Origin of the sequence: Microbacterium sp. NPDC078814 (genome assembly GCF_040702645.1) — a bacterium.
Classification (GTDB): Bacteria; Actinomycetota; Actinomycetes; order Actinomycetales; family Microbacteriaceae; genus Microbacterium.
The window spans coordinates 279,845-292,675 of record NZ_JBFBLT010000004.1; the positions used below are offsets into that span (position 1 = coordinate 279,845).

Consider the following 12,831-nt stretch of genomic DNA (forward strand, 5'->3'; position numbering starts at 1 on the left):
ATCCGCGGTTCCGTCTCCGGGAGGTCTCCCATGGTGCGTTTCCTGGTCGTGCCGCAGTGGCAGGGTTCACCCGCCGCGCGCGCGATGCTCCTCGTCGACGGCGCGTCGGCGATCGCCGGCGATCTGCCGCGTGCGGCGACGACCGTCCTCGACGTTCCGGTCGAAGCCGGCGAGGCGCTGGGCACGGGCGTCCGGCGGCTCAGCGCCCTCGCACGTACGCGGGAGCTCGTCGCCGGACATCTCGAAGCCGGAACCGTGCTGATCGGCGGCGACTGCAGCATCACCGTCGCCGCACTCGACACGCTCCCCGGCGGGACCGACGACCTCGCCGTGGTCTGGTGCGATGCGCACGGCGATCTGCACACGCCGGACACCTCGCCGTCCGGGGCCTTCTCCGGCATGGCGCTGCGTGCCGTCCTCGGTGAGGGAGAACCGCAGCTCGCCCTGTCCCCCGGCATCCCCCGGGATCGTGTCGTCACCGTGGGTGTCCGGAACCTCGACGAGGCCGAGACCGGCGAATGGGACCGCCTCCGGAATCTCGGGGTGGCCGATCTGGACGACCCGGCGGCGCTCGCCGACGCCGTGCAGGCCACGGGGGCGCAGCGGGTGTGGGTGCACATCGACGTCGACGTCCTCGACCCGGCGTCGTTCACCGGAGTCTCCGCCGCCGTGCCCTTCGGCGTGACCCCCTCGTCCCTGAGCACGGCGATCCGAGAGCTCCGGAGCCGCGTCCCCCTCGCCGGGGCGACCATCGCGGGCTTCGCCCCTCGCACGCCGGCCGACGCCGTCGACGACCTCGGCGCGATCCTGCGTCTCGTCGGAGCCGTCGCGTGAGCCCGGCGCCGGGGTGGGAGGCCGTCGCGGCGGAACGCCTCGCCCGCGGACGACGGTCGGACCGCCGCATCCCCTCCTTCCTGCTGCGCTCCCCGATCAGCCGCCTGGGCTACCTCTGGGGCACGGCCGTCGGCTGGATCTGGGGCGCTCTGTGGAGCACCGGCCCGATCGAACGGCGCGGCGGTCTCTGGGTGTTCCGGGGCATGCCCCGATGGACCTTCCACCGCGGCGGCGTCTGCGTGGGCGGGTGCTTCCTCACCGGCGACGCGCGGCCCACGGACGCGGTGCTGCGCCACGAGGCCGTGCACAAGCAGCAGTGGCTGCGCTACGGCTTCCTGATGCCGGTGCTCTATCTGTTCGCGGGACGCGACCCGCTGCGGAACCGCTTCGAGATCGAAGCGGGGCTGGAAGACGGCAACTACGTGCGCCGCCCCCGCTGACTCAGCCCTCGACGGGGAGCAGTCCGAAGCGCTCCGGCACGCGGATCCGGTTCACGGCCACGCCGAGGCGGTCGGTGAGGTGCTCGACGATGTCGGCCGTGCCGAGGTAGCCCCCGAGCAGCGTGACGTGCGTCTCGACCTCGTCGTCGACGAGCATCTCGTCGGCCCATGCGCAGGTGGCTCGGGCCAGGGCCTGCCCTGGCGCGCAGCCGCGACCGCTTCCCGGGGCTCCGGAGCGAGCGGAGCGGGCGAGCCAGGTGACTGTCATGCGACCGGGCGCGTGGATGACGCCGATGTCGGAGACGTCGGGAACCTCGATGAAGATGCGACCGGACGCGCACAGCGGGAGGGTCGCGAGGAACGCCTCGAGATCGAGCAGCGAGTGCTCGTCGGCGGTCACCAGGTGGTGTGCGCGACGGCGCGCCGCGCGGCGAGCCGCACGCGTGCCTCGGGTGTCGAGCGTGGTGTCCATGGTGATCCCATCGTACACCAAGCGAAGGCTTGCCTAACCTTCGACGCCTTCTTCCGTCACGGGCTCGACGAGGGCCTCGCGCAGCGCGGTGAGCTCTTCTTCTGTCATGCCGTTCGCGCGCAGGTAGCCGGCGGCCGACCCCCACCGCTCGTCGACCTGGGCCAGCAGGCGACGCATCACCTCGGCGGGCGAGCGGGTGGCCAGATCCACCGCGTGCAGCGCCTCAGGGTGCTGGCTCCGCAGATAGGCGGCGATGCGCCGCGACCGTTCGGCGGGCAGCTGCGACTCGGTGAGGGCGTAGTCGGCGATGACGGCATCACGATCGGCGCCGACCGCCGAGAGCGCCAGCGCGACCGTCACGCCCGTGCGGTCCTTGCCCACCGTGCAGTGCACCAGGGTCGGCTCGCCCGCGGCGATCACCCGGATAGCGGCGACCAGGCGCTCCCCGCTCTCCTCCAGGAGATGCAGGTACAGGTCGTCGAGACTCGTATCGGATTCGAAGAAGGAGCGCACGGACCCGAGGAACAGCGGCAGGTGAGTCGTCTCCGGGCCCTCGATCTCGCTCGGTTCCGCGGCGACCTCCTCCCCGTCGCGGAGGTCGACGATGTGACGCACCGTCGCCCGCAGGAGCGCCGCGCCGTTCGTGGTCGCCGTGGAGAGCTGGCCGGAACGCAGCAGGACGCCGGGGCGGATGCGTCCACCCTCCGCGGGGATCCCGCCGACGTCGCGGACGTTCGTGACGCCCTCGACGTCCAGGATCGTCACGCGCCCGCCTGGGGGCCGCGCGGGGGCACCGGGTAGCGCCCGGCGATGACGATGCGGTTGAAGGCGTTGATCGACACGCACGCCCAGCTCAACGCGGCGTACTCCTTCTCGGTGAACACACTCCCGACCAGGTCGTAGACCTCGTCCGAGATGCCGTCCTCCGCGATGAAGGTGAAGGCTTCCGCCAGTTCGAGCGCGGCACGCTCCCGATCGCTGAACACACCGCTCTCCCGCCACACGGCGATCTGGCTGATCGTGTCGACGTCCAGCCCGGCGGCGACCGCCCGGTCCACGTGCACCCGCGTGCAGTAGCTGCAGCCGTTCAGCTGCGAGCAGTGGATCATGACGATCTCCTTCAGGCGGTCGTTGATCCCGTTCTCGGCGCAGATCGTGCCGACCGTCTTCGAGAAGGCGTCGAGGGCCTGATAGGCCGCAGGCTCCGTCTTGGACAGGTGCACGCGCTGTTCGGTCATACCTCCATGATATTCGGCGCCGGGCGCGGGAGACGGTGTGGGACCGGCCTCACCGAAATGCACACTGCCAATCTCCAGGCGTGATCCTGCTGCATATCGACCCGTCATTCCACCTCGTATCTTGTCACTTTGCTCCGGCATTTCCCGCGAGGTCGAAACGGGGCGCAGAATAGCCGCGTGGCGATCGACACCAGCGAGTTCTCCTATCTTCCCGCGCAGGCCGACGCGCTCGGCGTTCCGCTTCCGACCGTGGAGCGCCTGACGCTCCCCCTCCCCGAGGGTCGCGTCGTGAGCGGGCTGCGCTTCGGGTCCGAGCCGCCGCGCATCACCCTGCTGCACGGCGCCGGTCTGAATGCCCACACGTGGGACACGACGGCGCTGGCGCTGGGGCAGCCGCTCCTGGCGATCGACCTCGCCGGCCACGGCGACTCCTCCTGGCGCGACGACGCGGACTACTCCCCCCGCACCCTCGCCGCCGACGTCGTCGCCGCTCTGGACGCGTGGGTCTCCGCGCCGCAGATCCTGGTGGGACAGTCGCTCGGCGGTCTCACCGGCGCCGCCGTCGCCGCGGCGCGGCCCGACCTCGTGGCCGCTCTGATCGTCGTCGACATCACGCCCGGGATCGACGTGTCCGCCGGCCCCGCGGCGCTCCGGGAGTTCTACGCCGGGCCCACGGACTTCGCGACCCGCGACGAGCTCGTCGACAAGGCGATGGCCCTGGGGTTCGGCGGCACTCGCCCCGAGACCGAGCGCGGTGTCTTCCTGAACACCCGTGTCCGCGCGGACGGCCGCGTCGAGTGGAAGCACCACTTCGCCCACCTCGCCGCCACCGCTCTGGCCGCCCACGACCCCGGCACCCCGACGGCGCCGTCGGTCCTGCATGAGACCGGCTGGGACGATCTGGCGGCGGTCACCGCGCCCGTCACGCTCGTCCGCGCCGAGCGGGGCTTCGTGAGCGCTGCCGACGCGGAGGAGTTCCAGCGCCGCCTCCCGGAAGCGCGGGTCGTCGCGATGGACGCCACGCACAACGTGCAGGAGACGGCGCCCCGAGACCTCGCCCTGCTCGTCGGTTCGGCGACCGCGGCCGGAACATGACGCTCCGTTCCACGTCCGCCGCGCCGAATCCCGCCCGACCCTAGGCTCGTCCCACCGGCACACAGCACCTGCCGCACCGAGAGGAAACACCCATGTTCCGACGTCATCGACGCCTCGCGCTGATCTCCGCGCTCGCGGCTACCGCCGTGATCCTCAGCGCCTGCTCCGGCTCCGCCGAGCCTGCCCCGTCCACGGGCGGCGAGCCCGACCCCGACGCCACCCTGCACGTCGGTCTCGTGCTCGAGCCCACCAACCTCGACATCCGGCACACCAGCGGTGCCGCGCTGGAGCAGATCCTCATCGACAACATCTACGAGGGACTGGTCAGCCGCACCCAGGAGAACGAGATCGTGGAGCGGCTCGCCTCGGAGTACGAGGTGTCGGACGACGGCCTCACGTACACCTTCACCCTCAACGACGGGATCACCTTCCACGACGGCTCGCCCCTGACGGCGGCCGACGTCGTCTCCTCCTACGAGACCGTCCGCACCGATGACACGGTGCAGGGCAACGCGGAGTTCGCGTCCGTCTCCTCGATCTCGGCTCCCGACGACACGACCGTCGAGATCGTGCTGTCCGAGCCGAACCAGAACTTCCTCTTCGCCCTCACCGGCCCCGCCGGGCTCGTGTTCAAGGACGGCGACACCACCGATCTGAAGACCGCGGAGAACGGCACCGGTCCGTTCACCCTCACGCGCTGGAACAAGGGCAGCACGATCACCTTCGCCCGCAACGACGAGTACTGGGGCGAGCCGGCCGGCGTGGCCGAGGTCGAGTTCCAGTACATCCCCGACTTCACGGCGGGGGTGAACGCGGCGCTCGCCGGCGACGTCGACGTGCTCACCGCCGTCGACCCGAACCTGGCTCCGCAGCTCGAGGACTCGGGCGACTTCACGCTCACGACGGGCCGCACGACCGACAAGGCCACGCTCGCCTTCAACAACAAGAAGGCGCCGCTGGACGACGTGCGCGTGCGCGAGGCCCTGCGCCTGGCGATCGACCATGAGGCGCTCATCGAGGCCGTCGGCGCCGGTACCCCGCTGTACGGCCCCATCCCCGAGCTCGACCCCGGCTACGAGGACCTCTCCGACGTCATCTCCTACGACCCCGAGCGGGCCAAGGAGCTGCTCGCCGAGGCAGGCCAGGAGGACCTCGACCTCACTCTGACGATCCCGTCGTTCTACGGAACCACTGTCCCGAAGGTGCTCATCTCGGACTTCGACAAGGTGGGTGTGAACCTCGAGGTCGACTCCGTGGAGTTCCCGACCTGGCTCGAGGACGTGTACACCAACAAGGACTACGACCTCAGCTTCGTCCTGCATGTCGAGCCGCGGGACTTCGGCAACTTCGCCAACCCGGACTACTACTTCGGCTACGACAACGCCGAGGTGCAGGACCTCTACACGCAGGCGCTGGCCGAGGTCGATCCCGAGGCCTCCGCGAAGCTCCTCGCCGAGGCGGCCCGGATCGTCTCCGAGGACCACGCGGCGGACTGGCTCTACAACGGTCAGACCATCACCGCCGTGAATCCGGTCGTCAGCGGCTTCCCGGAGGACTCGATCAACTCGCGCATCAACCTCGCGGGTGTGACCGTCTCCGCCGCGAGCTGACGACGGTCGACGCTCCGTGCTGCGTTACGCGCTCGTCCGAGGAGCCCTGCTGATCGCAGGGCTCCTCGTGTCGAGCGCGCTCATCTTTCTCACGTTGCGCGTCTTCCCCGGCGACGTGGCCCAGCTCATCGCCGGCACCCAGGCCTCCCCCGCCGAGGTCGAGGCGCTGCGGGAGTCGCTGGGGCTGAACCAGCCTCTGCTCGCGCAGTACGCCGACTGGATCGGCGGCATCCTCCGCGGCGACCTGGGCACGTCGCTGCTGTCCGGCGCCTCCGTCGGCGAGGAGCTGCTGCTGAAGGCACAGGTCACGGTTCCGCTCGGGATCATGTCGCTGGTGATCGCCGTGCTCATCGCCGTGCCGTTCGGGATCCTCGCCGCCCTGCGTCGCGGCCACCGCGACGGCACGGCGCTCAGCGTGGGCGCGCAGGCTCTCGCGGCCGTCCCCGTCGTCTGGGCGGGCATGATGCTGATCGTCGTGTTCTCCGTGTGGCTCGGCTGGCTGCCGCCCCAGGGCTTCCCCCGCACCGGGTGGTCGACACCGGGCAGAGCGATCGAGGCGCTGCTGCTGCCCGCCCTCACGATCGGCATCGTCGAGGGCGCCATGCTGATGCGCTTCGTGCGCAGCGCGACCCTGCAGGCCGCCGGACAGGACTTCGTCCGCACCGCGGCCGCCAAGGGTCTGACGAAGACCCGCGCCCTCATCCAGCACGGCATCCCGGCGGTCGGGCTCTCCATCATCACGGTCCTCGGCCTCCAGGTCGCCGGGATCATCGTCGGCTCGGTCGTGATCGAGCAGCTGTTCACGCTTCCGGGCATCGGCCGCATGCTCGTGACCGACGTCGGCACCCGCGACCTCGTCAAGGTGCAGAGCGAGCTGCTCGTGCTGACCGGCTTCGTGCTGGTGGTCGGTTTCCTCGTGGATCTGCTGCACCGGGCGATCGACCCTCGACAGCGGGAGGCCGCATGAGCGCGCGCTGGTTCCCTCGGCTCTGGCGGACCTCGACCGGCCGCTTCGGACTGATCGTCATCGCCATCGTCGCCCTGGCGGCCGTCGTGTCCCTCTTCTGGACGCCGTTCGACCCGCGGGCCTCGAACATCGGCGACCGCTGGCTGCCGCCGGGCTGGCCGCACCTGCTCGGGACGGACGACACGGGACGCGACATCCTGAGCCTGCTCATGGCGGGCGCGCGGACCACGGTCTTCGTCAGTGTCGGCGCGGGACTCGTGGCCACCGTCGTCGGCATCGCCCTCGCCGCCCTCGGCGCCCTGACCACCCGGCTCGTGCGGGAGACGGTCGCCGTGTTCGTCGACATCCTCATCGCCTTCCCCGTGCTGCTGATCGCGATGATGATCTCGTCGGTGTGGGGCGGATCGCTCTGGGTCGTGATCTGGGCGGTGGGGATCGGGTTCGGCGTGAACATCGCGCGGGTCACGCGGCCGGAGCTCCGCCGCGTGCAGCAGAGCGACTTCGTGCTCGCCGCGCGCGCGTCCGGCCTCACCCCCGCGCAGAGCCTCGTCCGTCATCTCCTCCCGAACGTGGCTCCGGTGTTCATCGTGCAGCTCTCGTGGTCGATGGCCGTGGCCGTCCTCGCGGAGGCCGGCCTGTCGTACCTCGGCTTCGGGGCCTCGGTCGTCGAACCGAGCTGGGGGCTGCTGCTCGCGGATCTCCAGCGCTACATCGGCGTGCACCCTCTCACCGTGATCTGGCCCGGGCTCACGATCACCCTGACCGTGCTCGCCCTCAACCTGCTCGGCGACGGGCTCCGCGAAGCCACGGACCCCACCCTGCGGCACCGTGCCGCCGAGACGCACACACCGGCGGTGGTCGCATGAGTCTGACGGTCGAGGATCTCGTCATCGAGATCGACGGACGCCGCGTGGTCGACGGCGTCTCGCTCCAGGTCCCCGACGGCACCCGCCTCGGGGTGATCGGCGAGTCGGGCTCCGGCAAGTCCCTCACGGCGCTCGCCGTGCTCGGGCTGCTGCCGGAGGGGGCGACGGCACGCGGGAGCATCCGGTGGGACGGCACCGAGCTGATCGGGATGCCGGACCGTGAACTCGCCCGGCTGCGCGGCGACGACATCGGCATCGTGTTCCAGGAACCCCGGACGGCGCTCAACCCGATCCGGACGGTCGGCCGCCAGATCGCGGAGTCCATCCGCATCCACGAAGGCCTGGGCCGGCGCGAGGCCCGTGACCGGGCGATCGCGGAAGCCGCCCGCGTGCGACTCCCCGACCCGGAGACCATCGTCGACCGGTATCCGCACCAGCTCTCCGGCGGCCAGCGGCAGCGCGTCGCGATCGCGATGGCCCTCGCCTGCCGTCCGCGGCTGCTGATCGCGGACGAGCCCACGACGGCCCTCGACGTGACGATCCAGGCCGAGATCCTGTCGCTGCTGCTCGGGCTCGTCGCCGACGAGGGCATGTCGCTCCTGTTCATCACGCACGACCTCGCGGTGCTGTCCCAGGTTGCGACCGAGGGCGTCGTGCTGGAGCACGGTCGGGTCGTCGAAAGCGCACCGGTGTCACGGCTGCTGACCGCGCCGACCTCTCCTGTCACGCAGGGGCTGCTGCGGGACGCGACCGCGACGCTGTGGCGGCCCGAGGGAGGAGAGGCATGAGCCTCATCGAAGCGCGCGGGCTGCGACGGGACTTCGTCGTGCCGAAGCGGACGGCGTTCGAGCGCACGCGGCGGCAGACGGCGCTCCAGCCGACCGACCTCGACGTGCCCGAGGGCGCCTCCCTGGGGATCATCGGCGAGTCCGGCTCGGGGAAGTCGACGCTCGTGCGACTCCTGCTGGGCCTCGACCGACCGTCCGCGGGCACCGTGTCGGTGGACGGCCGGATCGTCGACGCCGGCGCCTCCGCGCGATCTCTGCACTGGTTGCGCCGGCAGACGGGTCTCGTCTTCCAGGATCCCTACGCCTCCCTCGACCCTCGGATGACGGCGGGGCAGATCGTGCGGGAGCCGTTGTGGGCCCTCGGCATCGACGGCGACCATCGGGCACGGGTGCGCGAGGTCATCGCCCGGGTCGGCCTGGACCCGGAGATGGGCGATCGCTATCCGCACGAGTTCTCCGGCGGGCAGCGGCAGCGGATCGCTCTCGCCCGCGCGCTCGTCCATCGTCCGCGGATCCTCGTGGGCGACGAGCCGCTATCGGCGCTGGACGTCACGGTGCGCGCACAGATCCTCGAGCTCCTCGCGGAACTCCGAGTCGCCGACGAGCTCACGCTGCTGCTCGTGTCGCACGACATCGGCGTGGTGCAGAACCTCTGCGACACGGTCGTCGTCATGAAGGACGGCCGCATCGTCGAGCGCGGTCCGACGCGCGACGTGCTGCTCCACCCGACCGCCGACTACACCCGCACCCTGCTCTCCGCGATCCCCGTCATCCCCGACGCCTGATCGCCGACCCACCCCTTTGCGGCCACCCCGGCCCTTTGCGTGCGCCCGCAACGGGGTGGGAGGCACGCAAGGGGGTGGGGCGAGGGGTCAGCGCGGGAAGAGCGAGAGGCGACGGCGAGGGCGGGACGGGCGGAGTACCCGGCGCAGGTAGACGGTGCCGAGGTCGCGGCCGAACTTATGGCCGACGCGCCCCATGCGACCGGCCTCCACGAACCCCAGCTTCTCGTGCAGCCGGATCGAGGCCTCCGCACCCTGGTCGCTGATGACGGCGACCATCTCCCGGAGCCCCCGCTGCTCGCACGCGGCGATCAGCGCCTGCAGAAGGGCCGACCCGAGACCCTTGCCGGCCGCGCCGGGACCGAGGTAGATCGAGTCCTCGACCGTGTACCGGTACGCGTTCTTGCCCGCCCACGGCTGCGCGAGCGCATACCCGAGGATGGCGCCGGAGGGCGACACCGCCACGAGGAACGGCAGCCCGAGCCGCTCCAGCAGGGTGAACTTGTCCCGCCAGTACGGGATGCTGCTGCGGCGCTCGTCCAGGGTGACGGCCGAATTGCTGACGAAGTGGTTGTAGATCTCCCGCACGTGCGGCAGATCCGCCGCGCGTGCCGGTCTGATGACGTAGGAGAACGTGTCCGGCGCGGTCGCCGGTCGCAGATGACGCGGGAGAACGCGGCGGCGGTCGCCCGGCTCGAACTGCATGCGCTCAGCTTAGAGAGCCGGACCCCTCGCCCTCCACCCTCCAGTCCACCGGAGCACTGCCGAGCCCCTCCAGGAGCGCGTTCGCGCGGGAGAAGGGCCGGGAGCCGAAGAAGCCACGGCTCGCGGAGAGAGGGGACGGATGCGCCGAGGCGATCACGGGGGTGTCGCCGAGGAGGGGCTGGAGGTTCACCGCGTCACGCCCCCAGAGGATCGCGACGAGCGGCTGCTCCCGGGCCACGAGGGTGCGGATCGCGAGCTCCGTCACCTGCTCCCATCCCCAGCCGCGGTGGGAGGCGGCCGCTCCGGGGCGCACCGTCAGGACGCGGTTGAGCAGCAGCACGCCCTGATCGCTCCACGCGGTGAGGTCTCCGTGCGGTGCGGGCGGGAGGCCGAGGTCGGCCTCCCGCTCCTTGTAGATGTTCGTCAGGCTCCGCGGCAGGGGCCGCACATCGCGGTCCACGGCGAACGACAGCCCGATCGGGTGCCCGGGGGTCGGATAGGGGTCCTGGCCCGTGATGAGCACACGCACGTCGGCGAGTGGACGCTGGAAGGCGCGCAGCACGTTCGGCCCCGCGGGAAGGTATCCGTGACCGGCCGCCTGCTCGGCGCGCAGCCGCTCCCCGAGCGCCGTGATGGTGTCCTGCACCGGGGCCAGCGCCTCCGCCCATCCCGCGTCGATCAGTCCCTCGTCGGCGAGCTCCGCGAGGGTGCGTCCTCCGCTCACTCGACGGGCCGGACCCGCAGCGGGCCTCGCGCGAGCAGGTGCTGCGCCGACTGGGCGACGGGCCGCATCGTGACGAGGTCGAGGTTCACGTGGGCGGGAGCGTCCAGAGCGTAGGCGATCACGTCCGCCACGTCCTCGGCGCGAAGGGGCGCCTCGACCCCGGAGTACACGGCCTCCGCGGCGACGGCGTCGCCCCCAAGCCGGTTCAGCGTGAACTCCTCCGTGTGCACCATCCCGGGAGCGACCTCGGCCACCCGGAGCGGCTCGCCGTTCAGCTCCTGACGCAGCGCACGGACGAGCATCGCCTCGGCCGCCTTCGCCGCGTTGTAGCCCGCGCCGCCCGGGTAGGCGGTCTGCGCGGCCGTCGAGGTCACGAACAGGAGGTCGGCATGGCCGTCCACGTCCGCGGTGCGACGGAGCATCGGGAGCAATCCGGCGACGAGGCGCTGGGTCGCGAGGACGTTCGCGTCGTACATCCACTGCCAGTCGGCGAGCGCGGCATCCTCGACGCGGTCGGTCCCCCGCGCGCCACCGGCGACCTGGACGAGGGCGTGCACGGGTCCGGTGCGCTCGAGCTCCCCGAGGAGCGCCGCCACCGCCGCGTCGTCGGTCAGATCGCAGGCGATGGTCGACGCCCCCGTCTCCGCGGACAGCGCGGCGAGCCGGTCGGCACGGCGCGCGACGCCGACGACGTCCCACCCGCGCGACCGCAGCACCCGCACCGTCGCCTGACCGATCCCGGAACTCGCACCTGTCACCACTGCACGTCTGTTGGCCATGTCCTCCACCGTACGATGTCCGCGCGGGTTCCGCCCGTTCCCGGCCCCCTCGCCGTGTTACGTCACATTTCCCGGTCGTTGTTGACACGGACCGATATTCCGTACTCTCGCTGCAAGGGCACCAGCCCATCCGACCTTCCGACCGTTCCAGGGGGAACACATGTCCGCACCCGAGACCTGGCGTTTCGAGACCAAGCAGATCCACTCGGGCGCCGCCCCCGACCCCGTCACCAAGGCCAGGGCGACGCCGATCTACCAGACCACGTCCTACGTGTTCGACAGCGCCGACCACGCCGCGAACCTCTTCGCGCTCGCCGAGTTCGGCAACATCTACACCCGCATCCAGAACCCGACCCAGGACGTCCTGGAGCAGCGCCTCGCCGCGCTCGAAGGGGGCACCGGCGCCCTCGTCCTCTCCAGCGGCCAGGCCGCCTCGACCTTCGCGATCCTCAACATCGCGCAGGCCGGCGACCACTTCGTCGCGTCGAGCTCGATCTACGGCGGCACCTACAACCTCTTCAAGTACACCCTCGCCAAGCTCGGCATCGAGGTCACCTTCGTCGAGAACCAGGACGACCCGGAGGAGTGGCGTCGCGCCGTCCGCCCGAACACGAAGCTGTTCTTCGCGGAGACCATCGGCAACCCGCAGATCAACGTGCTCGACATCCGCACGGTCGCCGACATCGCGCACGAGAACGGCGTCCCGCTGATCGTCGACAACACGATCGCCACCCCGTACCTCATCCGTCCGTTCGAGCACGGCGCCGACATCGTCGTCCACTCGATCACGAAGTTCCTCGGCGGCCACGGCACCACGATCGGCGGCGTCGTGATCGACGGCGGCTCCTTCGCGTGGTCGGAGAACGTCGAGAAGTTCCCCGGACTCACCGAGCCGGACCCGTCGTACCACGGCGCCAGCTACACGGCCGCGGTCGGCGACCCGCTCGCCTACATCATCAAGGCCCGGGTCCAGCTGCTCCGCGACCTCGGCTCGGCCATCGCCCCGCAGAGCGCGTGGAACCTCATCCAGGGTGTCGAGACGCTGTCGCTGCGCATCGAGCGCCACGTGCAGAACGCTCAGGAGATCGCCGAGTGGCTGGACAGCCGCGACGACGTGGCCGCGGTCAATTACTCCGGCCTGCCGTCCTCGCCCTGGTACGCCAAGGCGAACGAGTACGCCCCGAAGGGTGTCGGCGCCGTGCTGTCGTTCGAGCTCAAGGGCGGTGTCGAGGCCGGACGCGAGTTCGTCAACAGCCTCTCCCTGTTCAGCCACCTCGCCAACATCGGCGACGTGCGCTCGCTCGTCATCCACCCGGCCTCCACGACGCACGCCCAGCTCACCCCGGAGCAGCAGCTCACCGCGGGCGTGACCCCCGGCCTCGTGCGCCTGTCCGTGGGACTCGAGAACATCGAGGACCTCAAGGCCGATCTCGACCAGGCGCTCGCCGCCGCGCGCGCCGTCTCCGAGGCCGCACGCGCCTGAGCGCATGCCTCCGCGAAGGCCCCGGACCGCACGGTCCGGGGCCTTCGT

The 12,831-nt window shown here is 71.1% G+C and carries 15 protein-coding genes; 9 read left to right on the top strand and 6 right to left on the bottom strand.

Annotated features, from left to right (window positions below; translation table 11 throughout):
* Window positions 1-30 precede the first annotated feature (30 nt).
* Window positions 31-834 (top strand): arginase family protein, encoded by an 804-nt coding sequence (locus AB0300_RS10150; protein WP_025103091.1) that lies wholly within the window; start codon window positions 31-33, stop codon window positions 832-834.
* Complete coding sequence (locus tag AB0300_RS10155) at window positions 831-1,274, top strand: hypothetical protein (RefSeq protein ID WP_025103090.1); 444 nt, start codon at window positions 831-833, stop codon at window positions 1,272-1,274. Before AB0300_RS10150 ends, AB0300_RS10155 begins: the two co-directional genes overlap by 4 nt.
* A gap of 1 nt (window position 1,275) precedes the next feature.
* Here the strand turns inward: AB0300_RS10155 and AB0300_RS10160 are convergent, their stop codons facing one another.
* The 3 genes from AB0300_RS10160 to AB0300_RS10170 are packed head-to-tail and all read right to left on the bottom strand — an operon-like array spanning window position 1,276 to window position 2,984.
* Window positions 1,276-1,746 carry an SIP domain-containing protein gene (locus AB0300_RS10160; RefSeq protein ID WP_025103089.1) on the bottom strand — a complete coding sequence of 157 codons (471 nt, stop codon included), beginning with the start codon at window positions 1,744-1,746 and terminating at the stop codon, window positions 1,276-1,278.
* Window positions 1,747-1,779: 33 nt separating this feature from the next.
* On the bottom strand, window positions 1,780-2,511 hold the full coding sequence (locus AB0300_RS10165) for a tyrosine-protein phosphatase (protein ID WP_126893899.1): 732 nt from the start codon (window positions 2,509-2,511) through the stop codon (window positions 1,780-1,782).
* Window positions 2,508-2,984 (bottom strand): carboxymuconolactone decarboxylase family protein, encoded by a 477-nt coding sequence (locus AB0300_RS10170; protein WP_126893898.1) that lies wholly within the window; start codon window positions 2,982-2,984, stop codon window positions 2,508-2,510. The genes AB0300_RS10165 and AB0300_RS10170 overlap by 4 nt, the downstream gene beginning before the upstream one ends.
* 177 nt (window positions 2,985-3,161) lie before the next feature.
* Between AB0300_RS10170 and AB0300_RS10175 the strand changes: the two genes are divergently transcribed.
* The 6 genes from AB0300_RS10175 (at window position 3,162) to AB0300_RS10200 (ending at window position 9,095) form a co-directional block, all read left to right on the top strand.
* Window positions 3,162-4,079, top strand: coding sequence for an alpha/beta hydrolase (locus AB0300_RS10175; protein ID WP_366215945.1), 918 nt, complete (start codon window positions 3,162-3,164; stop codon window positions 4,077-4,079).
* Between the two features lie 92 nt (window positions 4,080-4,171).
* The gene (locus AB0300_RS10180; RefSeq protein ID WP_085607211.1) at window positions 4,172-5,689 is read left to right on the top strand and encodes an ABC transporter substrate-binding protein; all 1,518 of its coding nucleotides are present in this window, start codon (window positions 4,172-4,174) and stop codon (window positions 5,687-5,689) included.
* 16 nt (window positions 5,690-5,705) lie between these two features.
* A complete protein-coding gene (locus tag AB0300_RS10185) occupies window positions 5,706-6,656 on the top strand; it encodes an ABC transporter permease (RefSeq protein ID WP_071328318.1) in 951 nt (316 codons plus the stop codon).
* A complete protein-coding gene (locus AB0300_RS10190; RefSeq protein WP_126893895.1) occupies window positions 6,653-7,522 on the top strand; it encodes an ABC transporter permease in 870 nt (289 codons plus the stop codon). The genes AB0300_RS10185 and AB0300_RS10190 overlap by 4 nt, the downstream gene beginning before the upstream one ends.
* Entirely contained in the window at window positions 7,519-8,310 is a 792-nt protein-coding gene (locus AB0300_RS10195) for an ABC transporter ATP-binding protein (RefSeq protein WP_126893894.1), read from the top strand. Before AB0300_RS10190 ends, AB0300_RS10195 begins: the two co-directional genes overlap by 4 nt.
* Window positions 8,307-9,095 (top strand): ABC transporter ATP-binding protein, encoded by a 789-nt coding sequence (locus tag AB0300_RS10200; RefSeq protein WP_126893893.1) that lies wholly within the window; start codon window positions 8,307-8,309, stop codon window positions 9,093-9,095. Before AB0300_RS10195 ends, AB0300_RS10200 begins: the two co-directional genes overlap by 4 nt.
* An 87-nt stretch (window positions 9,096-9,182) precedes the next feature.
* Here the strand turns inward: AB0300_RS10200 and AB0300_RS10205 are convergent, their stop codons facing one another.
* From AB0300_RS10205 to AB0300_RS10215, 3 genes are read right to left on the bottom strand one after another with little or no spacing between them, the layout of a single operon-like run.
* Window positions 9,183-9,797 carry a GNAT family N-acetyltransferase gene (locus AB0300_RS10205; protein WP_025103080.1) on the bottom strand — a complete coding sequence of 205 codons (615 nt, stop codon included), beginning with the start codon at window positions 9,795-9,797 and terminating at the stop codon, window positions 9,183-9,185.
* Window positions 9,798-9,801: 4 nt separating this feature from the next.
* On the bottom strand, window positions 9,802-10,521 hold the full coding sequence (locus AB0300_RS10210; protein ID WP_126893892.1) for a uracil-DNA glycosylase: 720 nt from the start codon (window positions 10,519-10,521) through the stop codon (window positions 9,802-9,804).
* Entirely contained in the window at window positions 10,518-11,300 is a 783-nt protein-coding gene (locus tag AB0300_RS10215) for an SDR family oxidoreductase (protein ID WP_172400126.1), read from the bottom strand. The genes AB0300_RS10210 and AB0300_RS10215 overlap by 4 nt, the downstream gene beginning before the upstream one ends.
* Window positions 11,301-11,460: 160 nt before the next feature.
* On the opposite strand from AB0300_RS10215, the gene AB0300_RS10220 reads away from it, so the two are divergent.
* A complete protein-coding gene (locus AB0300_RS10220; RefSeq protein ID WP_025103077.1) occupies window positions 11,461-12,783 on the top strand; it encodes a bifunctional o-acetylhomoserine/o-acetylserine sulfhydrylase in 1,323 nt (440 codons plus the stop codon).
* Window positions 12,784-12,831 lie beyond the last annotated feature (48 nt).